This is a genomic window from uncultured Roseobacter sp. (genome assembly GCF_947499265.1).
Classification (GTDB): Bacteria; Pseudomonadota; Alphaproteobacteria; order Rhodobacterales; family Rhodobacteraceae; genus Roseobacter.
In genome coordinates this window covers 21718-42734 of the sequence record NZ_CANMNK010000003.1, presented here as the reverse complement: position 1 = coordinate 42734, position 21017 = coordinate 21718, and the positions used below count along the sequence as shown (strand labels likewise).

Here is a 21017-nt window from a genome sequence, read left to right as displayed (position 1 = left end):
AGCATTCGCAAAAGGATGATCGCGATGGCTGAGCTAAAACCAAACATTTCCTCCGTTGATCCGACCTGGGATCAGATTTGCGCCGAGGCGCGTCAGGCGACTCAGGATGAACCGCTGATGGGCGGCTTTCTGCATGCCTGCATCCTGCATCACAAAAGCATCGAAAAGGCCTTGTCGTATCGCATTGCGGCAAAGCTTGCATCAAACGAGATGTCGATGGTTGTTGTGCGGGAAATGGTCGAAGAGGCCTATTCGCAGGATGCAAGTCTGGTTCAGGCCGCGCGGGCTGACCTGGTTGCAATCTATGAACGTGATCCCGCATGCCACCGTCTTTTACAGCCTATTCTGTATTTCAAAGGGTATCAGGCGATGCAGGCCTACCGCGTGGGGCACCATCTTTGGCAGAAAGGTCACCGCGATCTGGCTTATTTCGTGCAGATGCGGGTCTCGGAGATCTTTGGCGTCGATATCCATCCGGCGGCCAGGATCGGCAAGGGCATCATGATCGATCATGCCCATTCCATTGTGATCGGCGAGACCGCTGTGGTGGGCGACAATGTCTCCATGCTTCATTCCGTGACTTTGGGCGGGACTGGCAAGGAAGAAGAGGATCGCCATCCAAAGATCGCCGATGGTGTGCTGATTGGTGCAGGTGCCAAGGTCCTGGGCAACATCACTGTTGGGCATTGCAGCCGCATTGCCGCAGGGTCGGTTGTTCTGGAAGAGGTGCCACCATGCAAGACCGTTGCGGGTATTCCGGCTCGGATTGTCGGCGAGGCAGGGTGCGATCAACCGTCTATTTCCATGAACCACATGTTCGGACCTGACGCGTAAGCAAATTATAAAACAGAAAAGCCGGAGGCGATGCCTCCGGCTTTTTTTTGTCCAGCGTTTAGATCAGGCCAGCATTGTCATCGGGTTTTCAAGATTGTCTTTGATCGCCTGCAGCAACTGCGCACCCAACGCGCCGTCGATCACGCGGTGATCCACGGACAGGGTAACCGACATGACGGTTGCCACAGCTAATTCGCCATCAGCACCCACGACCGGTTTCTTGACCCCGGCGCCCACGGCCAGAATAGCGCCATGCGGCGGATTGATGACCGCGTCAAAGTTGTCGATGCCAAACATCCCGAGATTGGAGATCGCAAAGCTGCCGCCCTGGTACTCATGTGGTGCCAGCTTGCGGTCTCTTGCGCGCCCGGCCAGATCTTTCATCTCCGCCGAGAGTGCGGAGAGCGATTTCATCTCCGCGTCCTTGAGCACTGGTGTGAAAAGTCCACCTTCGATGGCCACGGCGACGGCCACATCTGAAGGTTTCAGCTTCAGCATCCGATCCCCCGCCCAGACGGCATTTGCATCCGGGACAGATTGCAGGGCCAAAGCGCAGGCCTTGATGATGAAATCATTCACCGACAACTTCACACCACGGGCTTCAAGTTGCTTGTTCAGATCGCCCCGGAATTTCAGCAGCGCGTCCAATTCAATGTCGCGGCGCAAATAGAAGTGCGGGATCGATTGCTTGGCTTCGGTCAGCCGCGCCGCAATGGTTTTGCGCATGCCATTCAGGCTGATCTCTTCGTATTCGCGCCCTTCATACATCGCCATGACCGCGTCTGCTGCTGGTCCGGCCGCAAGGGCGGGCTTGGCGTCTGCGGTGGCAGCAGGTGCTTTGGTCGCTGCGGTTGGCCCGGCGGAAGCACTCAAACCTTCCACGTCCGCTTTTACGATACGACCGTGGGGGCCGGAGCCTTTCACGGTGCTCAGATCGAGACCTTTATCAGCCGCAATGCGCCGCGCCAAAGGTGAGGCAAATATGCGTGTCCCATCCGCTGCCTGAGGCGCTGCAGGCGCCGGTGAGGGCGCTGGTGCCGGTGGTGTCGCGGCCGCTGCTTCCGCAGCGGGTTGCGGGGCGGCTGCAGCTGCCGGGGTAGGGGTGCTTCCAATGTCGTCCGCGCTCTCGCCCTCTTCCAGCAGGATTGCGATGGCCGTGTTTACCTTCACCCCTTCGCTGCCTTCAGCAACGAGAATTTTACCGACCGTGCCTTCGTCCACGGCCTCGAATTCCATCGTCGCCTTGTCGGTTTCGATCTCGGCCATGATGTCGCCGGAGGAGACGGTATCGCCCTCTTTGACGTGCCATTTGGCGAGTGTGCCCTCTTCCATGGTCGGGCTCAGGGCGGGCATGAGTATCTCTGTTGGCATCTTGCGCGCTCCTTATTTGTAGGTGACTTGTTTGACGGCGGCGATCACCTCGTCGGTGGTTACCAGCGCCAGTTTTTCAAGGTTGGCTGCATAGGGCATAGGGACATCCTTGCCGGTGCAATTGATCACCGGCGCGTCAAGGTAATCGAACGCTTCCTGCATGATCACCGAACTGATGTAATTGCCGACGGATCCCTGCGGCCAGCCTTCTTCGACGGTCACGCAGCGGTTGGTTTTCATGACCGATTTGATGATGCTGCCGGTGTCCATCGGGCGCAGGGTACGCAGGTCGATGACTTCGGCGGAGATGCCGTCTTCGGCCAATTGATCTGCTGCTGCGAGCGCATATTGGATGCCGATACCAAAGCTCACGATGGTCACATCTGTGCCGGTCCGCCAGATGCGTGCTTTGCCAAACGGTACCGTATAGTCCTCCATGTCCGGCACGTCGAAACTGCGCCCGTAGAGGATTTCGTTCTCCAGGAAGATCACCGGGTTGGGATCACGGATCGCGGTTTTCATCAGGCCTTTGTAGTCAGAGGCAGAGTAGGGCATCGCGACTTTCAGGCCCGGTACCTGCATGTACCACGCCGCGTAATCCTGGGAGTGCTGCGCGCCGACGCGGGCAGCGGCGCCGTTGGGGCCGCGGAAGACCATGGGCGCGCCCATCTGACCGCCGGACATGTAGAGGGTTTTTGCGGCGGAGTTGATGATCTGGTCAATCGCCTGCATCGCGAAGTTGAACGTCATGAACTCCACAATCGGGCGCAGACCGCCAAAGGCGGCACCCGTTGCGATGCCGGCAAAACCATGCTCGGTGATCGGGGTATCGATCACGCGTTTGGCGCCGAATTCGTCGAGCATGCCCTGACTGATCTTGTAGGCGCCCTGGTATTCGGCGACCTCTTCACCCATCAGGAAGACAGAGTCGTCGCGACGCATTTCCTCGGCCATGCCATCGCGCAGCGCTTCGCGCACTGTTTGTTCCTTCAGGGTGGTGCCTTCCGGCCAATCGGGGGAGGTGTCGGTTTGGGGAGCGGCGGGGGCAGGGGCAGGGGCGGGCGCCTCGGAGGCCGCAGGGGCCACCTCGTTGACCGCGTCGGCGGCAGATGCCGCCTCCGGCGCTGATGTCGATGTGTCGATATCGTCTGCGCTTTCGCCTTCTTCCAACAGAATGGCAATCGCCGTGTTGACCTTGACCCCTTCGCTGCCTTCAGCGACGAGGATCTTGCCGACGATCCCTTCGTCGACAGCTTCGAACTCCATGGTGGCCTTGTCGGTCTCGATCTCGGCCATGATGTCACCAGAGGAGACGGTGTCGCCCTCCTTGACCAGCCATTTGGCCAGCGTGCCTTCTTCCATGGTGGGCGAGAGGGCGGGCATCAGAATTTCAGTCGCCATGGCTCAAGCCTCCTGCGGTACTTCGGTTGCATAGATATCGGTCCAGAGCTCGTCCAATGCAGGCTCCGGCGAGGTTTTGGCAAATTCGGCACTTTCGTTCACGATTTCCTTGATCTCCTTGTCGATCGCCTTGAGATCTTCTTCGCTGGCATGTTTGCCGGTCAGCAGAAGCGAACGCACGTTTTCAATCGGGTCGCGCTCATCGCGCATTTTCTGAACCTCTTCGCGGGTCCGATATTTGGCCGGATCCGACATCGAGTGCCCGCGATAGCGATAGGTCTTGATCTCCAGAATATATGGACCCTTGCCCGCCCGGCAGTGCGCCACCGCTTTTTCACCGGCGGCCTTCACAGCCAGCACATCCATGCCGTCCACTTCCTCGCCGGGAATGCCGTAGGAGGCGCCCCGCTCCCAATAGCTGGGCGACATGGTGGAGCGTTTGGTCGAGGTGCCCATCGCATATTGATTGTTTTCAATGACGAAAATCACCGGCAGCATCCACAGCTCCGCCATATTGTAGGATTCGTAGACCTGCCCCTGGTTGGCCGCGCCATCGCCAAAATAGGTGAAGGTCACACGGTCGTTTTCCTTGTACTTGTCAGAGAAGGCGAGGCCCGCCCCCAGCGGCACCTGGGCCGCGACAATGCCGTGACCGCCATAAAAATGCTTCTCCTTGGAGAACATATGCATGGAGCCACCCTTGCCCTTGGAATAACCGCCCTCGCGCCCGGTAAGCTCTGCCATCACGCCATTCGGGTCCATGCCGCAGGCCAACATGTGACCGTGGTCGCGATAGGATGTGATGCGCTTATCACCTTCCTCTGCTGCGGCCTCAAGCCCGACAACAACCGCTTCCTGCCCGATATAGAGGTGGCAGAAGCCGCCGATCAGGCCCATGCCGTAGAGCTGGCCCGCCTTTTCCTCAAATCGCCGGATCAGCAGCATGTCGCGGTAATAGGCCTTGAGCTCCTCCGCCGATACATTGGGTTTTTTGGTGGATTTTCGCGGTGCCATCTGAGCGGTTCTCCCTCGTCTCGCCCGGGTGCGGGCAGATAGTTTAGCGTTAAACTATTCTTTATCGGATTCGGGACGCTAATGCGAGGGACAATCTGACGCGTGGTCAGTTTGCTGGTAGATGCGTTGATTTTAAAAGGAAAAACCTTTAGCGGATCACGATCTCATCAGCCCGTATCATGCCCAGCACCGAGCGCGCCTGTTCGTCCAGCAGATCGAGATCGAGAAAATCATCCGACAAACGTTGCGTGAGGTTTTCCATCCGCGCGACTTCACCCGTGACATGGGTCAATTGCAGACGCAGGGCATCGGCTTCCGCGACAATCTCCGCACGGCGAAAGAGACCAAAGTCTCCCTGTACAGCGGCAAAGGTGAAATAGGTTGCAAGCCCAAGGGCCAGGGCGAAGAACACAAATGCTCCTAGAGCGGGCCGGGGTGTTCGGGTCATTGATCGTGCCTCATGGTCGCCTCTTATCGGGCGTGACAACTGTATGGCACATGTGACGCATCAAGGGAATCCCCTTTGTCGCAAATCCTTTAAGAATCAGGCGCTTTTACGCATATCTGCCAGAGTCGCCCGGCGCGATGTCACTGATTGAGGGCCGCGACCCCGGGCAATTCCTTACCTTCCATCCATTCCAGAAAGGCGCCGCCCGCGGTGGAGATATAGGTGAAGTCATCCGCTACCCCTGCCTGGTTCAGGGCCGCCACAGTGTCGCCGCCGCCAGCCACCGAAATCAATGTGCCCGCCCTGGTCTGGCGCGCGGCATCTGCGGCGGCGGCATTGGTGGCCTGATCAAAAGGCGCGATTTCAAAGGCGCCGAGCGGACCGTTCCAGATCAGCGTTTTCAGATCGGCAAAGGCGGCGGTGACGGCCTTCACACTTTCCGGGCCCGCATCGAGCACCATCTGATCCGCGTCCAGAACCGTGTCAGGGCCAAGGGCGATCACCTCATGCGCAGCACCTGCTTTGAACTCGCGTGCTACCAGCCCGTCCACCGGCAGCAGGATACGGCAACCGGCCTCGGCCGCGCGGGCCATGATGGCCTTGGCGGTGTCGATGAAATCTGGTTCCTGCAAGGATGCGCCCAGCTGTGCGCCTTGCGCGGCGAGAAAGGTATTTGCCATGCCGCCGCCGATCACCAGAAGATCCAACCGGCCCACGAGGTTTTCGAGCAAGGCGATTTTGGTCGACACCTTGGCGCCGCCCACCACCGCGCCGACGGGGCGTTGTGGTGTCGACAAAGCGGATTCCAACGCGGAGAGTTCCGCCTGCATCAGTCGTCCCGCGCAAGATGGCAGCAACTGCGCTACCCCTGTCGTTGAGGCATGCGCCCGGTGGGCGGCGGAAAACGCATCGTTGCAATAGATGTCCCCGAGGCTTGCCAGGAACTTGGCCATGCCGGGGTCATTCGCCTCTTCTCCTGCGGCGAAACGGGTGTTCTCAACCAAGACCACGGATCCCGCGGGCAGGGCCTTCAGCGCGTCAACCTCAGGCCGTTCAATAAAGGTGACGTCCTGGCCTAGCGCCGCTTCCAGCGCGGGCAGGGTCACACGCAGCGACATTTCGGGCACGTATTTTCCCTTCGGGCGGCCGAAATGCGCCAGCAGGATCGGCAGACCGCCGCCTGCAACGATGTCCTTGATTGTGGGTACGATGCGGTCGATGCGCGTGGTGTCGGTGACGCGCCCGTCTTCGACCGGAACATTGATATCCACCCGCACCAGCACGCGTTTGCCCGCCAGGTCCATATCGTCCAGTGTTTTCCAACCCATCGCCTGTTCCTTTCATCCCTGCTGGCCCGTGTTTTGCGCTTATCTGCCCAGAGGTCAATGGACTTGCTTGGCATTCGCGCCGCCACGGCTTAGGTAATCGGCAACGATTATCGAAGGAGCGCCAGATGGCTGAGATCAAAGACCCCGAAAACACAATCCTGATTGAGCTGAAAGGCGGCACCGTGACCGTCCAGCTTTTGCCGGACGTCGCACCGCAACATGTCGACCGGATGAAGGAACTGGCGCGGTCCGGGCAATATGACAACGTGGCCTTTCACCGGGTGATCGAAGGTTTCATGGCGCAGACCGGCGATGTGCAGCACGGCGATATGGAAGACGGTTTCAACCTGCGCATGGCGGGTACAGGCGGATCCGACCTGCCGAATGTTCCGGCGGAGTTCTCCAAGATCCCGCATGCGCGCGGCTCCATCGGGGCGGCCCGGTCGCAAAACCCTGACAGCGCCAACAGCCAGTTTTTCATCAACTTCAAGGACAATGATTTCCTGAACGGTCAGTACACCGTTTACGGTCAGGTCATCGAAGGGATGGAGCACGTGGATGCCATCACCCGTGGCGAGCCGCCTGCGGAGCCGGACCGGATGATTTCCGTGAAGGTGGCTGCGGATGTATAAGGCGCTGGTTGCATCGCTGATGCTCGCAGGTCCGGCGGCGGCGACGGGCATCGAAATTCAGGTGTCCGGCGAGGCCGAGGGCACGATTGTCATCGATCTGCTCGAAGATGTGGCCCCTGGCCATGTGGCGCGGATCACCGCGCTGGCGGAAGAGGGCGCCTATGATGGTGTCGTCTTTCACCGGGTGATCGAAGGCTTCATGGCGCAGACCGGTGATGTGGAACATGGCAAGACCGGTGGGGACATGCGCCGCGCTGGGACCGGCAGTTCCGATCAGCCTGACCTGGCGGCGGAGTTTTCCGATGTGCCCTTTGATCGGGGTGTCGTCGGCATGGCCCGCGCGCAAAGTCCCGACAGCGCCAACAGCCAATTCTTCATCATGTTTCAGGAAGGCTATTTCCTGAACGGCCAGTACACTGTTGTGGGCCGTGTGACCGAAGGGCTCGACGTGCTGGACGCGATCAAGCTGGGGGCAGGCCCAAATGGCGCCGTGATCGGCGCGCCGGACATTATGGAAAAGGTGACCGTGACCGAGTGAAACGGCATCCCGTTCTTGCGTGATCAAAAGCCGCCGCTGACCCAAGCGGCGGCTTTTTTTCTTCTGGCGGAAGAAATCGCAGCAATGATCGGAGCGTGATGCGGTTCAGGTGTTTCCCGAAACGCTTTGAGTGCCAGCACTGCGCCAATGATCGATAACATCGTCTATTTGCCTTTGGCTCCGGCAATGCCAGATAACTTTGTCTTCTGCAGCGTCCAATGTGGTGGCGATATAGTTTCGAAACGTGGCGCGTTTCTTGATGCTTCGAAAGGCAAATCGGTACTGCTGCAGAGGCCAGTCGACATTCCCGAGTGGGAGCTCTGGGCGCGTCTTGCCAAGGTTGCGCCACGGTCGCGAGATGAGACGCCATGCTCGAACCAGCTCCGAGGGGTCGAGCCAAATAACGGCTTGCGCTCTTGGCAGTGCGTGGTGAAGAAGGCTTGGACCCCCCTCGAGTATCCACGCGTGCGTCGCAACGATGTCGGACAGTTCTGCTTCGATTTCCCGTCTTGGCCGCTGTTTCCAGCCGCTGGTCAATTTGATCGCATCGAATGAAATCAAAGGTATTGCAGGGCGCAGATCATTCAATTGCCTTGCGATATGGCTCTTGCCCGCCCCATTCGCGCCGGTGACAATCAATCTTTGCATCTACCACCTGCCTGTCGTGCTTGTTGTCGGGTCTTTCTCTCCAATGTGTCTGTTTTCCAACGGCAGCAAAGCTCCGCAGGACGCATCCAAACGCTGCTCATATGCACCGCACAAAAAAAAACGCGCCCCACAGCGGGGCGCGGTTGTTTACAGATATTTGCCTACACAGCGGCCAGCTGGTTGTTCGGGCCGCGTGTTGCTCAGGAAGCAGGGTTCGCTTTCGCCGCAGGCGCGGTTTTGGCGCCCGGGTTCAGCGGATCGTCCTGGCGTTGCACGGAGCCTTCGAAGTGGGCGCCGGACTCGATGGCGATCGTCTTGTGGATGATGTCACCCTCAACGCGCGCCGTGGAGGTCAAACGCACTTTCAGACCGCGCACGCGGCCCACGATACGACCGTTCACAACGACATCATCGGCGATGACTTCACCTTTGATGGTCGCCGTTTCGCCGATGGTCAGCAGATGCGCGCGGATATCACCTTCAACAGTCCCCTCAACCTGAATGTCACCGGTGGTCTTCATGTTGCCGGTCACATGCAGATCAGCCGACAGCAGCGAAGCTGGAGGCTTGGCTTTGGGGGGGCTGGCCTTGTACTCGCTTGAGGCCGGTTTTGCCGGTGCAGAAGAAGATGGCGCTTTCGCCGGAGTATCTGCCTCGGCCGGTTTCTGGCCTGGTTCGTTGATTTTGCTCTTAGAAAACATCTTTTGCAGCCTTGATATAGATCATTGGGTTTACAGCTTTCCCACCGACACGAACTTCGTAGTGCAGATGCACGCCGGTCACCCGTCCGGATGCACCCATATCACCGATATGTTCGCCGCGCGAGACCCTTTGCCCAACTTTAACGCGAATTTTTGACAGATGAGCGTACCTTGTCTCAATCCCGAAGTCGTGCTCGATTTTCACCAGCCGCCCGTAGCCGGATTGCCAGCCCGCGTGGGTCACCACACCATCCGCTGTGGCATGCAAGTCGGTGCCAGCCGGTGCTGCAAAATCGACGCCGCGGTGCATCCGGCGTCCACCGGTCTTGGGGTCGCGGCGGAAGCCATAATCACTGGTGAAGCGGAACGCCTGTTTGACGGGCAGCGCAAAGGGGGCTTTCTCTGCCGCGATGCGATAGAGGTTCAGCGTATCCATCTGTTCCAGCAGCCGGTTTGCACGGATGAAGTCAGGGGACAGTTCTTCGCCACGGCTGGAGAAAGACAGCGGCGTCAGTGGCCCGCCCTGGCCGGAATAACCGCGCCGCACCTGATCCAGAATGCGCTGTGGCGGCATGCCTGCGGCTTTGAACATCTTGTCCAGCGGCGCCACCGAAATCGTCATAGCCTCTTCGAGCTGGCGGAAGATCTGGTCGTTGTTCTCTTTCATCAGCGCGATTTCATGCGTCAGCTCGTCGGCATGGTGCAGCGCTTCCTGCGCATCGGCGACCACCTTGTCCCGCTCGGCCGCAGTACGGGCGAGGGCTTCGGACAGGAAATCAACCGGGGCACCGGCGTCTTTTGCCGCCAGAAGATTTGTCGCCGCCTCATCAGCAGCATCATCCTGCAGATTGGCCAAGGCCAGGCGCGCTTCTTCGCGTTCTTTCATGGTGCTGCGCAGGGTGGTCTGAATGACCTCGATGCCAGTTTCCAATTCGTGGCGCCGGGTTTCCGAGGTCAGCAATTGGGACTGCATCACTGAAATCTGATCAAGCGCCGCGTTGAACCGCGCATGGGCGGCCGATGCTTCCGCGGCCCGGCGGTCACGCTGTGCGGAGAGATCGTTCAACCGCGCCTGGTAGGTCACCTGGTCGCGTTTGGCCTGTTCGCGAAAGTTACCAGCGCCGATGCTATCCATCAGCAGAACCGCTGTGGCGATGATGGTCCATGCGACCAGCAGCGAGCCACCGGCAAAGGCGATCAGCTGGGTTTCCGGACGCAGGCGTATGAATCTGGTGTCGGTATCTGATTTGAGAAACACGCGGCGCTCAGGGAAATGCCGTTCCAGCATACCGTGAACTTTGATAGCCAAACGTGTCCGCACAAAGCTGTCCCTTTGCCTGTTTCCCCGGAGCGCACACCTTCTGTGGATGGTTAACCCTCCGCCACGAAGTGCTTAATGAGGCGGCATTGAGGGGGCAAGTGGCTTTCACGTTCAGCCTGCAACTTGTCGTTGAATTGTTGCAAATCGGCAAAAAACTGCTGATTTCTCCGGAAGCTCGGCGTCAAACGGTCTCTGTCAATGGCCAGTAGAAATCGGGGGGAATGCCGGCCTCTGCGCGTTTCTCTTCATTGAAGGGCGGTTTCAGCGCGCCATGGAAATATTTGCGGACGAGCGCATGGAAGGTTTCCTTGGGATCCTGTTCGTGGCGACCGCAGAGAAAGTGAAACCATTTTGACCCATAGGCCACATGCGCGACTTCTTCGGCGTAGATGGTTTCAAGGGCAGCAACGGCTGATCCGGCTTTTGCCTTGCGGAAAATCTCGATCATGCCGGGCGTGACATCCAGACCGCGCGCCTCCAACACCATCGGCACCACGGCCAGGCGCCCTATCAGATCATCCACGGTGTCTTCGGCGGCACGCCACATGCCGGCATGCGCGGGTAGGGCGCCATAGTGGCTGCCCATCTCCTCCAGACAATCGCACATCAGGTTGAAGTGCTTGGATTCTTCAGCCGCCGCTTTCACCCAATCGTCGTAGAACCCCATCGGCATCGGCGTCTCGGTGAAGCGTGCGATGACGTCCCAATGCAGGTCCACGGCATTGAGTTCGATATGCGCGACCGCATGCAGCAAGGCAATGCGTCCCTCGGGCGTGCCAGGGCGGCGGCGCGGCACATCGCGCGGGCTGAGCAGTTCCGGCGCATCCGGGCGTGCCGGGTGCAGCGGCGGCGTGGCGCTGCCGATCGCCGGTTTTTGCCCTTCCTCGCGGGCGGCCTGCCATGCGGCGGCAAACTGGCGGGAGAGGGCGGTCTTTTCCCGCCCGTCTGCCGTGCGCAGGACCGCCTCCGCCATTGCCGCCAGGGGGATCACAGGGCGCGGACCGCTTCCAGAACCGCGTCAACATGACCGGGGACTTTCACCTTCGGCCAGATCTGCGCAATCGTGCCATCCGCAGCGATCAGGAAGGTGCTGCGTTCGATCCCCATGAATTTCTTGCCGTACATGCTCTTTTCTTTCCACACACCATAGTCTTCGCAGGCAGTGCCGTTCTCGTCGGACAAAAGTGGTACGGTCAATTCCTTCTTTGCGACGAACTTCTCGTGGCTCGCCATGCTGTCCTTGGAGATGCCAAAGACCACCGCGCCCGCTTCTTCGAAGGCCGCACGGTTTTCGGAAAATCCGACGCTCTCCTTGGTGCAGCCCGGCGTGTTGTCGCGCGGGTAAAAGAACAGGACGACGGGCTTGCCTTTCAATGCAGACAGCGTGACGTCGCCGCCATCGGTGCTGGGCAGGGTGAAATCCGGGGCAGGTTGCGAAATCTCTGGCATGGCACTCTCTTGGGTTTTAAGGTTGGCGTTGCAATGACATAGTAGAGCAGCGCGGGCCATAGGGAAGGCCTGCATCCAAGATAACAATCGTTCCTTCGCAACCCAAGAAGCCGTACCCCGTTTTGGAACCTGAAACGCCCAGTCCCATCAAGCCGCGCCGCAGAAAAAGAGGTTTTGTGGCCTGGTTTCTGCTGGCCTTGCTTTTGGCGGGGGCAGGCGGTGCGCTTATGTGGGTCAAGGACCGTGAAATCATCGTGCCCGATTGGGCGCGGGCGCAGATCGATACCCGTCTGGCCGAGGCGATCCCGGATGCTCAGGTGAGCTACGGCGAAATGGTGCTGATCGTTGACGAGGGGTGGCGGCCGCGCGCCAGCGTGCGCGATGTGCGGGCAACGACCCCGGCGGGCGGCGAGATCGTCGCCTTTTCAGAAGTCCGCGCCAGCCTGTCGATGCGCGGATTGCTGCGCGGGACGCTGGAGTTGAAATCGCTGGACCTCAGCGGTGTGTTCCTCAACCTGCGCCGCAGCCCCGAGGGGGGTATTTCCCTGTCGTCCGGGACCGGCACATCGCCGCCGGTGCGGCGCGCGCCCAATCTGGTGCAGCTGATCGCGGAGATGGACGAGTTTCTGTTGCGCCCAGGGCTGGCACAGTTGAACGAGGCCAATCTGAACGCCTTGACCCTGCGCTATGAGGACGAACGCGCCAATCGCGCCTGGACGGTGGATGGCGGGCGTTTGGGGCTGCGCCGAACGGGCGAGACCCTTCAGTTGAGCGTTGATCTTGCCGTTCTGGGCGGCGGCGCAGAGGTGGCCACCGTGGCGGCGAATTACGCGGGCCGCATTGGCGACACGGCGTCGGATTTCGGTGTCACCTTCGCAAATGTCGATGCTGGCGATGTCGCGGTGCAGGGTCCGGCCTTTGGCTGGCTGGAGGCGCTGCGTGCGCCGATTTCGGGATCGTTGCGCGGGGGCATGAACGCCGATGGCACCTTTGACCCGCTCAATGCGACCTTTCAGATCGGTGCTGGCGTCATCCAGCCCACACCCGAAACCCGTGCCATCCCCATCGACAGCGCGCGCAGCTATTTCAGCTATATCCCAGCAGAGCGCCTGTTGCGGTTCGATGAGCTTTCGGTGGAAAGCAAATGGGTCAGCGGCCGCCTTGACGGGACCGCGTCGCTGGCCGACGACGGCAATGGCCGGATCGAAGATCTGGTTGGGCAATTGCGGCTCAGCGATCTCAAGATCAACCCGGCGGATTTCTACGACGTGCCGGTCACCGTTTCCGAGGCCGAGCTTGATTTCCGCCTTACCCCGCAGCCCTTTTCGCTGCATTTGGGCCGGTTGCAGATTTTGGACGAGGGATACCTGCTGCGCGCAAAGGGAGAGGTGGCTGCGGATGCCAGTGGATGGGACATCGCCGTGGACGCGCAGATGGACCGCTTCGATTCTGCACGCCTGATGGGGCTCTGGCCCGAAGCCCTGGGACCGAAAACGCGCAAATGGCTTAACGAAAACCTCTTTGCCGGGACCTTGCAGGATGTCAACGCGGCGTTGCGTTGGCGCGCGGGCGCGGCCCCCGAGACATTCCTGGGGTTTGACTTCAAAGAAGCCGATGTTCGGTTTTTGAAAGAAATGCCCCTGATCAAACAGGCCCAGGGGCACGCCTCGATCCTCAAGGACCGCTTTGTGCTGGTGGTGGACAAGGGCGGCGTCGAAGCCCCTGAAGGGGGCAGTGTCGATCTGGCCGGTTCGTCCTTCATCATCCCGGATATCCGGGCCAAGGAGGACACCCCGGCGGTGGTCCGACTGCTCACCGATTCATCGGTGACGGCAGCCCTGTCGATGCTGGATCAACCGCCGCTTGAGGTGCTGAGCAAAGCCGGGGAGCCGGTGACGCTGGCCGACGGGCGCGCGACACTGGCGGGCACATTGGCGCTCCCGCTCAAGAAAGAAGCCCAGATCGAAGAGGTCGCATTCCATGTCACCGGCGCGCTTGCCAACGTCAGCAGCACCCAACTGATCAAGGACCGGACGGTCCGTGCGCCTTTGTTGTCGCTTGTGGCCTCTGATGAATTGGTGACGGTGCGGGGGCCGGGGGATCTGGATGGTTTGCCCTTCGACGTGACATGGCAGCAACCGCTTGGGGAGCCCGGCACGCCGGGCACGGTCACGGGTCAGATCGATATTTCAACCGAAGCGCTGGAGGATCTGAAGGTCGGTCTGCCGCCCGAATATGTGACCGGTGAGGGCAAGGCGGATATTGTGGTGGAACTGGTCAAGGATCAGCCGCCGAAACTTGAACTCAGCTCCGATCTGCGGGGCATCACGCTGAGCATTCCGCCCATCGGCTGGTCCAAGCGCGCGGCCACGGCGGCGGAGTTCAAGCTCGTGGCGACGCTGTCGGAAATCCCGACCGTGCAAAGCCTGTCGCTGCAGGCGCCGGGCCTTTCTGCCACAGGGGACATTACGCTGTCCGGGGCCGGTCAGCTGGACAGGGTCCGGTTGTCGCGCGTGCTTGTCTCGGATTGGCTGGATGCGCAGGTTGATCTGGTGGGGCGGGGTGCGGATGTGCCCGTGGGCGTTGTGTTGCGCGGCGGCACGCTTGATCTGCGGCGGGCCGATATCCCGGATGACGCAGCCACCGGAGAAAACACGCCCCTGACCGTGGCGCTGGACCGGCTGCAGGTCAGCGACACCATCGCCATCACCAACATCCGGGGGGACTTCACCACGGGCGCGGGTCTGGACGGCACCTTTTCGGGACGGGTCAATGGCGGCGCACCGGTCAATGGGCGGATGATCCCGCAGGGCGGGCGCAGCGCGATCCGATTGACGGCAAACGACGCGGGATCGGTGTTTTCCTCGGCAAATGTTTTGCAGAAGGCCCGAGGCGGCAAGTTTGAACTGATCCTGATCCCGGTGGGCACCGGTGGTGCGTTTGACGGCACCCTGAGGGTGCTGGACACCAGCATTGTCGACGCGCCCGCGATGGCCGCCTTGCTCAATGCGGTCAGCATCGTCGGGCTCTTCAACGCGGAAGGCGGCGACAGCCTCTATTTCTCCGAGGTCGGCGCGGATTTTCGCCTGTCCCCGTCGCAGATCACCCTGCGCGAAGGCAGTGCCGTGGGTCCCTCGATGGGGATTTCCATGGACGGGATCTACGCCCTGGGCACCGGGCAGTTGCAGATGCAGGGTGTCATCACCCCGGTCTATATTCTCAACGGTATCGGCAGCGTGTTTACCCGGAAGGGCGAGGGGCTCTTTGCCTTCAACTATTCGATCACCGGCACAGCAAAGAACCCGGATGTTTTTGTCAATCCGCTGACGGCGCTGACACCGGGCGGCATCCGCGATCTCTTCCGCGCGCCCAAGCCTGACGTGCCCCTGGCCGAAGGCGAAACACCGCCACCCGTCATCGAGCGCGCCCCGCCTGTTGCAACGACCGGAGAAGATCGCTAGGGGGCCGCCATGAAACTCAGCGACTTCGATTTCGATCTTCCCGAACACCTGATTGCGACCCGCCCGGCGGTGCCGCGCACAGCTGCGCGCCTGTTGGTCGCCAAGGGAGATACAATCACCGATGCGGTGGTGTCGGACCTTGTTGATTTTCTCCGCCCCGGCGACCGTCTGGTGTTGAACGATACCAAAGTCATTCCGGCGCGGCTGACGGGGGTGCGCCACCGCATCAGCGCGCAGGGTGCCACGCAGGCCAGGATCGAGGTGACCCTGCTGGAACCGCGCAGTGACGGCACATGGGCGGCCCTCATCAAACCGCTGAAAAAGCTGAAAATCGGGGAAGAGGTCATCTTCAGCGATGCTTTGCGGGCCAGTTTGCAAGGCACCGCTGACGGGCAGGGGCATCTTGCCTTCAACTTGGGGGGGGATGATTTTGATGCGGCGCTGAATGCCGCCGGTGCCATGCCGCTGCCGCCCTATATCGCGGCCAAACGCCCGGCGGATGCGCAAGACATGCAGGACTATCAAACCGTCTTTGCCCGCAACAAGGGGGCCGTTGCCGCGCCAACCGCCTCCTTGCATTTCGACGATGCTCTGCTCGCGGCGCTCTCCGAGAAGGGCGTCACCTTCAGCCATGTGACCCTGCATGTGGGCGCAGGCACATTTCTGCCGGTGAAGGTCGACGATGTGACCACCCACAAGATGCATTCCGAATGGGGCAGGGTCAGCGCGCAGGCCGCCGCCGAGATCGCGGAGACGAAACGGACCGGCGGGCGCGTGATCCCGGTCGGCACAACTGCGCTCAGGTTGATCGAAACCGCCGCACGCGGGGGGCAGATCACCGCTTGGGAGGGGGATACCGATATCTTCGTCTATCCGGGGTTTGCGTTCCAGGTCACCGACGCGCTGATGACCAATTTCCACTTGCCCAAATCCACCCTGATGATGCTGGTCTCGGCGCTGATGGGCCCCGACACCGTGCGGCGCATTTACGATCACGCCATCCGCGCGGAATATCGTTTTTTCTCCTATGGGGATGCGTCGCTTCTCTTTCCGAAATAATCCCTCATGGGCGCAAAGCGACCTGCGAAGTCGCACATGAGACGGACCTGACCACGGCCATGCGGCAAGGAGGGCGAAACACCCCTCCCAAGATAAGACGGAGATCAACATGCTTCAGGTTTTATCAAGCGCATGGGCGCTCTTGCTGGGCATGTCGCTCCTGATGGTCGGGAACGGGATGCAAGGCACATTGCTGGGCATCCGTGGCGAGATCGAGGGTTTTTCCACGCTGGAGATGTCCATAGTGATGTCGGCCTATTTTGTCGGCTTTCTGGGCGGGTCGCGGATGGCCCCCGGGATGATCCGGCGGGTCGGCCACGTGCGGGTCTTTGCTGCGCTGGCCTCGCTGATCTCTGCGGTGATGATCATCTACCCCACGCTGACCGAGGTCTGGGTCTGGACACTGGGCCGGGTGCTGATCGGGTTTTGCTTCTCGGCCGTGTATGTGACGGCAGAGAGCTGGCTCAACAATGCGGCCACCAACGAAAACCGCGGTCAGGCGCTCTCGCTCTACATGATCGTGCAGACCGCGGGGATCGTGCTCAGCCAGGCGCTGCTGCTGGCCGCCGATCCCTCGGGCTATGTCCTCTTCGTCATCCCATCGGTTCTGGTGTCGATTGCGGTCACACCCATCCTGTTGTCGATCAGCCCGACACCGGCCTTTGATACCACCAAACCGATGAGCCTTCGGGAGCTTGCCGGTTACTCCCCAATGGGTTGCGTCGGCATGTTCCTGCTGGGCGGTGTCTTTTCCGCGCAATTCGGTATGGCCTCCGTCTATGGCGCCAAGGCCGGGCTCTCTGTCGCGCAGATCTCCACCTTCGTGGCGATGTTCTTTGTCGGTGCAATGCTGCTGCAATACCCGATTGGTTGGATTTCTGACCGGATGGACCGGCGCTTTCTGATCCTGATCGTGTCGGCGGTTGGCGTCATCGGCTCGGCCATCGGCATGTTGCTCGGCGGGAACTTCACGATGCTGCTGGTCTCGGCCTTTGTGGTGGGCGGGATGTCGAACCCGCTCTATTCTCTGCTGATTGCCCACACCAATGACTTTCTGGAACATGAAGACATGGCCGCGGCATCGGGCGGGCTGATCTTCATCAACGGGCTTGGCGCGATCCTCGGCCCGATCATCACCGGCTATATGATGGACGTGGTGGGGCCGGGCGGCTTCTATCTTTTCACCGGTGTGCTTTTTGCCATGTTGGTGATCTACGCGGCCTATCGATCGACGGTGCGCAAGTCGATTCCGGTTCAGGAAACGGGGGCGTATGTTGCTGTGGCCCCATCCTCGACCTCGGTTGCCCTCGAATATGCTCAGGAATACGCCATTGAGAGCGAATTGAGCGACGAAAACGCCACAAATGCTGGTTGAATGTGTCGTAATGATGCAAAAAGTGACTAGGTGATTGAAGTAAACAGAGCATACGTTAATGACACGGTATGTTTAATGGAGACGGTAGGTATGGTTGGTCCGCAAGAGATTTTGAGCTTCTGGCTGGATGAAGTTGGTCAGAGCGGTTGGTACACGCAATCCGATGCTTTGGATGGTGCAATCAGGACCCGGTTTGAAGAGAGTTGGCACGGCGCCTGCGAAGGCCGGTTCTCTCTCTGGCTGACATACCCCTCCGGCGCGCTGGCCTATGTCATCCTGATGGATCAGTTCTCCCGCAACATGTTCCGCGGCACGGCCCAGGCCTTTGCCAGCGACAAGGTTGCCCTGGCGGCAGCAAAGTCGGCCATCGACAAACGCTGGGACATGCGGATTGATGAGCCCGCGCGACAGTTCTTTTACCTGCCGCTGATGCATTCCGAAAACCTCTGCGATCAGGAACGTTGCGTGCGGCTGATGTGTGAACGGATGCCGGAACACGGTGCCGAAAACCTGTTGCACGCCCGGGCACACCGCGATGTGATCCGTGAATTCGGGCGCTTCCCCTTCCGCAACAAGGCTTTGGGCCGGACGCCGACAAAGCTCGAAAACGAGTTTACGGCGCGGGGTGGATACGGCGAAATGATCCGCAGCCTGCAGACCGCAAAAGCCGCCTGAGAAATCCGATTGCATGGGGTGATATGCCCCCTTGCACGGTGCGCATATGTCGCGCCGCAGCCGCTGTTGCCGCTGATGGGAATATAGTTTAACGGTGAACTATATTCCGGATATTCCATCAGCGAGGACACACCATGGCCGCGAAATCCTTTGATCTTATTGTGATCGGTGCAGGCCCTGGCGGCTATGTTGCAGCCATTCGCGGGGCGCAGCTGGGGATGTCTGTTGCCATCGTCGAACGCGAGCATCTGGGCGGTATCTGTCTCAACTGGGGTTGCATCCCGACCAAGGCGATGCTGCGCTCTTCCGAAGTCTTTCACCTGATGCACCGCGCCAAGGAGTTCGGCCTGAAAGCGGACAACGTAGGCTATGATCTCGACGCGGTGGTCAAACGCTCGCGCCAGGTGGCGGGGCAACTGTCGGGCGGCATTGGCCACCTGATGAAAAAGAACAAGGTCACCGTTTTCATGGGCGCGGCCACCATCCCCGCCAAGGGCAAAGTCAGCGTTAAGACCGATAAGGGCGCTGAGGAGTTGACCGCAAAGAACATCGTGCTGGCCACCGGTGCGCGCGCGCGTGAGCTGCCGGGGCTGGAGGCCGATGGCGATCTGGTCTGGACCTATAAACACGCGCTGGAACCCAAGCACATGCCGAAAAAGCTGCTGGTGATCGGGTCGGGGGCCATCGGTATCGAATTTGCCAGTTTCTACAACACGCTGGGGGCCGATACGACAGTGGTCGAGGTCATGGACCGCGTGCTGCCCGTTGAGGACGCGGAAATCTCAGCCTTCGCGAAGAAGTCGTTCGAGAAGCAGGGCATGAAGATCATGCAGAAGGCGATGGTCAAACAACTCGACCGCGCCAAGGGCAAGGTGACCGCCCATATCGAGGTCGGCGGCAAGGTCGAGAAACACGACTTTGACACGGTGATTTCCGCCGTGGGCATCGTTGGCAATGTCGAGGGTCTGGGCCTCGAAGACCTGGGCGTGAAGGTCGACCGCACCCATGTTGTCACGGACGAGTTTTGCCGCACCGGGGTCGACGGGCTCTATGCCATTGGCGATGTCGCGGGCGCGCCTTGGCTGGCGCATAAGGCGAGCCATGAGGGCGTCATGGTCGCCGATTTGATCGCGGGCAAACACGCGCATCCCGTCAAACCGGAAACCATCGCGGGCTGCACCTATTGCCATCCGCAGGTGGCCTCCGTCGGCTATACCGAAGCCAAGGCCAAGGAGCTGGGCTACGAGATCAAGGTCGGACGCTTCCCCTTCATTGGCAATGGCAAGGCGATCGCTCTTGGTGAACAGGAAGGCATGATCAAAACGATTTTCGATGCCAAGACCGGCGAGCTTCTTGGGGCGCATATGGTCGGGGCCGAAGTCACCGAGCTCATTCAGGGTTACGTGGTCGGCCGCCAGTTGGAAACCACCGAAGAAGATCTGATGAATACGGTCTTCCCGCATCCGACGCTTTCTGAAATGATGCACGAAAGTGTGCTGGATGCCTACGACCGCGTGATTCACATGTAAGCGGTGCAAAGGGTCTCCGGTCGGAGCTCCTTCATGCAGGACAGGCCTGAAATGATTGACAAAACCCCATGGGGTCTGGTGCTGGCGCTGTGGGGGGCGGGCCTTGGTGCCGCTGCTCAATATGGCAAGTTCAGCGCCACTTTCGATCAACTGCCCGCGATTTACCCCGATGCGGGCGCGGCTCTGGGTTTTGTGGTGTCCATCGTGGGGCTGCTGGGCATTTTCTTTGGCGTTGCGGCCGGGCTGATGGTCGCGCGCATTCGCTATCGCCGCGCGCTGCTCTGGGCGCTTTGGGCCGGGGCCGCGCTCTCCGCGTTTCAGGCGTTTTTGCCACCGCTGCCATGGCTGCTGTTCAGCCGTGCGCTGGAAGGGTTGTCGCATCTGGGCCTTGTTGTGGCGGCGCCCACGCTGATCGCGCAGATCTGCGCACCCAAGGATCGGGGGCTGGCGCTGACGCTATGGGGCACGTTCTTTGGGGTCGCGTTCGCGGTACTCGCCTGGGCCGGTTTGCCGCTGGTGGCCTGGCAGGGCCTGCCGGCGTTGCTGGCAGCGCATGCGCTCTACATGGCGGTTTTCGCGCTCTATCTCGGGATGCGGCTGAGCGTGCTCACAATTGACACCCCAGCCACCGCGTTGTCACCGGCTCAAATTCTGCGGGATCACCTGACGATCTACCGCTCCCCGGCGATTTCAGCGCCTGCCATCGGCTGGCTTTTCTACACCTTCTGTTTCGTCTCCATCCTGACGGTTCTGCCGCCCTTCATCGCCGAGGACAGCCGCGCCTTTGTGATGGGCGCGATGCCCCTGACCAGCATCCTGATCTCGATGACCCTGGGCGTTGCCCTGCTACGTGTCATTTCCGCTGTTTCCGTCATCCTGATCGGTTTCGCGGGGAGTGCGATGACCATGATCTGGCTTTGGGCGATCCCGGGTGATCCCATGGGCTGCCTGATGCTCGCCGCTACGATGGGTTTGATCCAGGGCGCAAGCTTTGCCGCCGTCCCACAGCTGAACCACACCCCGGCAACGCAGGCGCAGGCCAATGGCGCGGTGGCCCAGATGGGCAATGTCGGCAATACCCTGGGCACGCCGGTCATGGCAATGACCTCCGGGGCCATCGGCTATGCGGGATTGCCGCTTTTGGCGGGCTGCGCCTTTGTCCTTGGGGGCTGCGCGCATCTTGTGCTGGCCCATCGTCGCCGTCATCGCTAAAGTTTACCTTTTGTTCTCATT

20 protein-coding genes are annotated in these 21017 nt (G+C 60.4%); 10 read left to right on the top strand and 10 right to left on the bottom strand.

Going from position 1 to position 21017, the window contains the following annotated elements; all coding sequences use genetic code 11:
* Positions 1–24: 24 nt before the first annotated feature.
* Positions 25–834: a serine O-acetyltransferase gene (gene cysE / locus Q1A63_RS08295; protein WP_298971473.1), complete on the top strand. Its 810-nt coding sequence runs from the start codon at positions 25–27 to the stop codon at positions 832–834.
* Between the two features lie 63 nt (positions 835–897).
* Here the strand turns inward: cysE and Q1A63_RS08290 are convergent, their stop codons facing one another.
* From Q1A63_RS08290 to Q1A63_RS08270, 5 genes are all read right to left on the bottom strand, one after another.
* Entirely contained in the window at positions 898–2205 is a 1308-nt protein-coding gene (locus Q1A63_RS08290; RefSeq protein ID WP_299631193.1) for a pyruvate dehydrogenase complex dihydrolipoamide acetyltransferase, read from the bottom strand.
* 12 nt (positions 2206–2217) lie between these two features.
* Complete coding sequence (locus Q1A63_RS08285) at positions 2218–3606, bottom strand: pyruvate dehydrogenase complex E1 component subunit beta (RefSeq protein ID WP_299631192.1); 1389 nt, start codon at positions 3604–3606, stop codon at positions 2218–2220.
* Positions 3607–3609: 3 nt separating this feature from the next.
* Positions 3610–4620, bottom strand: coding sequence for a pyruvate dehydrogenase (acetyl-transferring) E1 component subunit alpha (gene pdhA, locus Q1A63_RS08280; RefSeq protein WP_299631191.1), 1011 nt, complete (start codon positions 4618–4620; stop codon positions 3610–3612).
* A 148-nt stretch (positions 4621–4768) separates the two neighbouring features.
* On the bottom strand, positions 4769–5068 hold the full coding sequence (locus tag Q1A63_RS08275) for a septum formation initiator family protein (protein ID WP_298971483.1): 300 nt from the start codon (positions 5066–5068) through the stop codon (positions 4769–4771).
* A gap of 140 nt (positions 5069–5208) precedes the next feature.
* A complete protein-coding gene (locus tag Q1A63_RS08270) occupies positions 5209–6396 on the bottom strand; it encodes a phosphoglycerate kinase (RefSeq protein ID WP_298971485.1) in 1188 nt (395 codons plus the stop codon).
* Positions 6397–6521: 125 nt separating this feature from the next.
* Here Q1A63_RS08270 and Q1A63_RS08265 point away from each other — a divergent pair, with 125 nt between their 5' ends.
* Both Q1A63_RS08265 and Q1A63_RS08260 read left to right on the top strand, forming a co-directional pair.
* Positions 6522–7028 carry a peptidylprolyl isomerase gene (locus Q1A63_RS08265; RefSeq protein ID WP_298971487.1) on the top strand — a complete coding sequence of 169 codons (507 nt, stop codon included), beginning with the start codon at positions 6522–6524 and terminating at the stop codon, positions 7026–7028.
* Complete coding sequence (locus Q1A63_RS08260; protein WP_298971489.1) at positions 7021–7566, top strand: peptidylprolyl isomerase; 546 nt, start codon at positions 7021–7023, stop codon at positions 7564–7566. The genes Q1A63_RS08265 and Q1A63_RS08260 overlap by 8 nt, the downstream gene beginning before the upstream one ends.
* Positions 7567–7589: 23 nt before the next feature.
* On the opposite strand, the gene Q1A63_RS08255 is transcribed toward Q1A63_RS08260, so the two are convergent.
* Complete coding sequence (locus Q1A63_RS08255; protein WP_299631190.1) at positions 7590–7727, bottom strand: hypothetical protein; 138 nt, start codon at positions 7725–7727, stop codon at positions 7590–7592.
* Here Q1A63_RS08255 and Q1A63_RS08250 point away from each other — a divergent pair.
* Positions 7714–8121 carry a hypothetical protein gene (locus tag Q1A63_RS08250; protein WP_299631189.1) on the top strand — a complete coding sequence of 136 codons (408 nt, stop codon included), beginning with the start codon at positions 7714–7716 and terminating at the stop codon, positions 8119–8121. The two genes, Q1A63_RS08255 and Q1A63_RS08250, sit on opposite strands and share 14 nt — an antisense overlap.
* 293 nt (positions 8122–8414) lie before the next feature.
* On the opposite strand, the gene Q1A63_RS08245 is transcribed toward Q1A63_RS08250, so the two are convergent.
* The 4 genes from Q1A63_RS08245 to Q1A63_RS08230 all read right to left on the bottom strand — a co-directional run bounded on the left by Q1A63_RS08245 (position 8415) and on the right by Q1A63_RS08230 (position 11685).
* Positions 8415–8915 carry a polymer-forming cytoskeletal protein gene (locus Q1A63_RS08245; protein ID WP_298971492.1) on the bottom strand — a complete coding sequence of 167 codons (501 nt, stop codon included), beginning with the start codon at positions 8913–8915 and terminating at the stop codon, positions 8415–8417.
* A complete protein-coding gene (locus Q1A63_RS08240; protein ID WP_299408992.1) occupies positions 8905–10236 on the bottom strand; it encodes a M23 family metallopeptidase in 1332 nt (443 codons plus the stop codon). Before Q1A63_RS08240 ends, Q1A63_RS08245 begins: the two co-directional genes overlap by 11 nt.
* Before the next feature lie 181 nt (positions 10237–10417).
* On the bottom strand, positions 10418–11227 hold the full coding sequence (locus Q1A63_RS08235) for a ferritin-like domain-containing protein (RefSeq protein WP_299631188.1): 810 nt from the start codon (positions 11225–11227) through the stop codon (positions 10418–10420).
* A complete protein-coding gene (locus Q1A63_RS08230; RefSeq protein WP_299631187.1) occupies positions 11224–11685 on the bottom strand; it encodes a peroxiredoxin in 462 nt (153 codons plus the stop codon). The genes Q1A63_RS08235 and Q1A63_RS08230 overlap by 4 nt, the downstream gene beginning before the upstream one ends.
* A 176-nt stretch (positions 11686–11861) precedes the next feature.
* Between Q1A63_RS08230 and Q1A63_RS08225 the strand changes: the two genes are divergently transcribed.
* The 6 genes from Q1A63_RS08225 to Q1A63_RS08200 all read left to right on the top strand — a co-directional run bounded on the left by Q1A63_RS08225 (position 11862) and on the right by Q1A63_RS08200 (position 20996).
* Positions 11862–15146, top strand: coding sequence for a DUF3971 domain-containing protein (locus Q1A63_RS08225; protein WP_299631186.1), 3285 nt, complete (start codon positions 11862–11864; stop codon positions 15144–15146).
* Positions 15147–15155: 9 nt separating this feature from the next.
* Positions 15156–16205, top strand: a complete 1050-nt coding sequence (gene queA / locus Q1A63_RS08220; protein ID WP_299631185.1) for a tRNA preQ1(34) S-adenosylmethionine ribosyltransferase-isomerase QueA — start codon at positions 15156–15158, stop codon at positions 16203–16205.
* A gap of 109 nt (positions 16206–16314) precedes the next feature.
* On the top strand, positions 16315–17580 hold the full coding sequence (locus Q1A63_RS08215; RefSeq protein WP_299505254.1) for an MFS transporter: 1266 nt from the start codon (positions 16315–16317) through the stop codon (positions 17578–17580).
* Between the two features lie 90 nt (positions 17581–17670).
* Positions 17671–18255 (top strand): DUF924 family protein, encoded by a 585-nt coding sequence (locus Q1A63_RS08210; RefSeq protein ID WP_298971510.1) that lies wholly within the window; start codon positions 17671–17673, stop codon positions 18253–18255.
* 134 nt (positions 18256–18389) lie between these two features.
* Positions 18390–19784, top strand: a complete 1395-nt coding sequence (gene lpdA / locus Q1A63_RS08205; protein WP_298971511.1) for a dihydrolipoyl dehydrogenase — start codon at positions 18390–18392, stop codon at positions 19782–19784.
* 51 nt (positions 19785–19835) lie between these two features.
* Positions 19836–20996 (top strand): MFS transporter, encoded by a 1161-nt coding sequence (locus tag Q1A63_RS08200; RefSeq protein WP_298971512.1) that lies wholly within the window; start codon positions 19836–19838, stop codon positions 20994–20996.
* Positions 20997–21017 lie beyond the last annotated feature (21 nt).

What these genes read in the sequence shown, in the direction of transcription:
- Q1A63_RS08275 (WP_298971483.1), bottom strand. Translation starts at nt 5,068, where the DNA reads ATGACCCGAACACCCCGGCCCGCTCTAGGAGCATTTGTGTTCTTCGCC.
- Q1A63_RS08245 (WP_298971492.1), bottom strand. Translation starts at nt 8,915, where the DNA reads ATGTTTTCTAAGAGCAAAATCAACGAACCAGGCCAGAAACCGGCCGAG.
- Q1A63_RS08290 (WP_299631193.1), bottom strand. Translation starts at nt 2,205, where the DNA reads ATGCCAACAGAGATACTCATGCCCGCCCTGAGCCCGACCATGGAAGAG.
- Q1A63_RS08260 (WP_298971489.1), top strand. Translation starts at nt 7,021, where the DNA reads ATGTATAAGGCGCTGGTTGCATCGCTGATGCTCGCAGGTCCGGCGGCG.
- Q1A63_RS08270 (WP_298971485.1), bottom strand. Translation starts at nt 6,396, where the DNA reads ATGGGTTGGAAAACACTGGACGATATGGACCTGGCGGGCAAACGCGTG.
- Q1A63_RS08200 (WP_298971512.1), top strand. Translation starts at nt 19,836, where the DNA reads ATGATTGACAAAACCCCATGGGGTCTGGTGCTGGCGCTGTGGGGGGCG.
- Q1A63_RS08210 (WP_298971510.1), top strand. Translation starts at nt 17,671, where the DNA reads ATGGTTGGTCCGCAAGAGATTTTGAGCTTCTGGCTGGATGAAGTTGGT.
- cysE (WP_298971473.1), top strand. Translation starts at nt 25, where the DNA reads ATGGCTGAGCTAAAACCAAACATTTCCTCCGTTGATCCGACCTGGGAT.
- Q1A63_RS08285 (WP_299631192.1), bottom strand. Translation starts at nt 3,606, where the DNA reads ATGGCGACTGAAATTCTGATGCCCGCCCTCTCGCCCACCATGGAAGAA.
- Q1A63_RS08215 (WP_299505254.1), top strand. Translation starts at nt 16,315, where the DNA reads ATGCTTCAGGTTTTATCAAGCGCATGGGCGCTCTTGCTGGGCATGTCG.
- Q1A63_RS08230 (WP_299631187.1), bottom strand. Translation starts at nt 11,685, where the DNA reads ATGCCAGAGATTTCGCAACCTGCCCCGGATTTCACCCTGCCCAGCACC.
- lpdA (WP_298971511.1), top strand. Translation starts at nt 18,390, where the DNA reads ATGGCCGCGAAATCCTTTGATCTTATTGTGATCGGTGCAGGCCCTGGC.
- Q1A63_RS08255 (WP_299631190.1), bottom strand. Translation starts at nt 7,727, where the DNA reads ATGTTATCGATCATTGGCGCAGTGCTGGCACTCAAAGCGTTTCGGGAA.
- pdhA (WP_299631191.1), bottom strand. Translation starts at nt 4,620, where the DNA reads ATGGCACCGCGAAAATCCACCAAAAAACCCAATGTATCGGCGGAGGAG.
- queA (WP_299631185.1), top strand. Translation starts at nt 15,156, where the DNA reads ATGAAACTCAGCGACTTCGATTTCGATCTTCCCGAACACCTGATTGCG.
- Q1A63_RS08265 (WP_298971487.1), top strand. Translation starts at nt 6,522, where the DNA reads ATGGCTGAGATCAAAGACCCCGAAAACACAATCCTGATTGAGCTGAAA.
- Q1A63_RS08250 (WP_299631189.1), top strand. Translation starts at nt 7,714, where the DNA reads ATGATCGATAACATCGTCTATTTGCCTTTGGCTCCGGCAATGCCAGAT.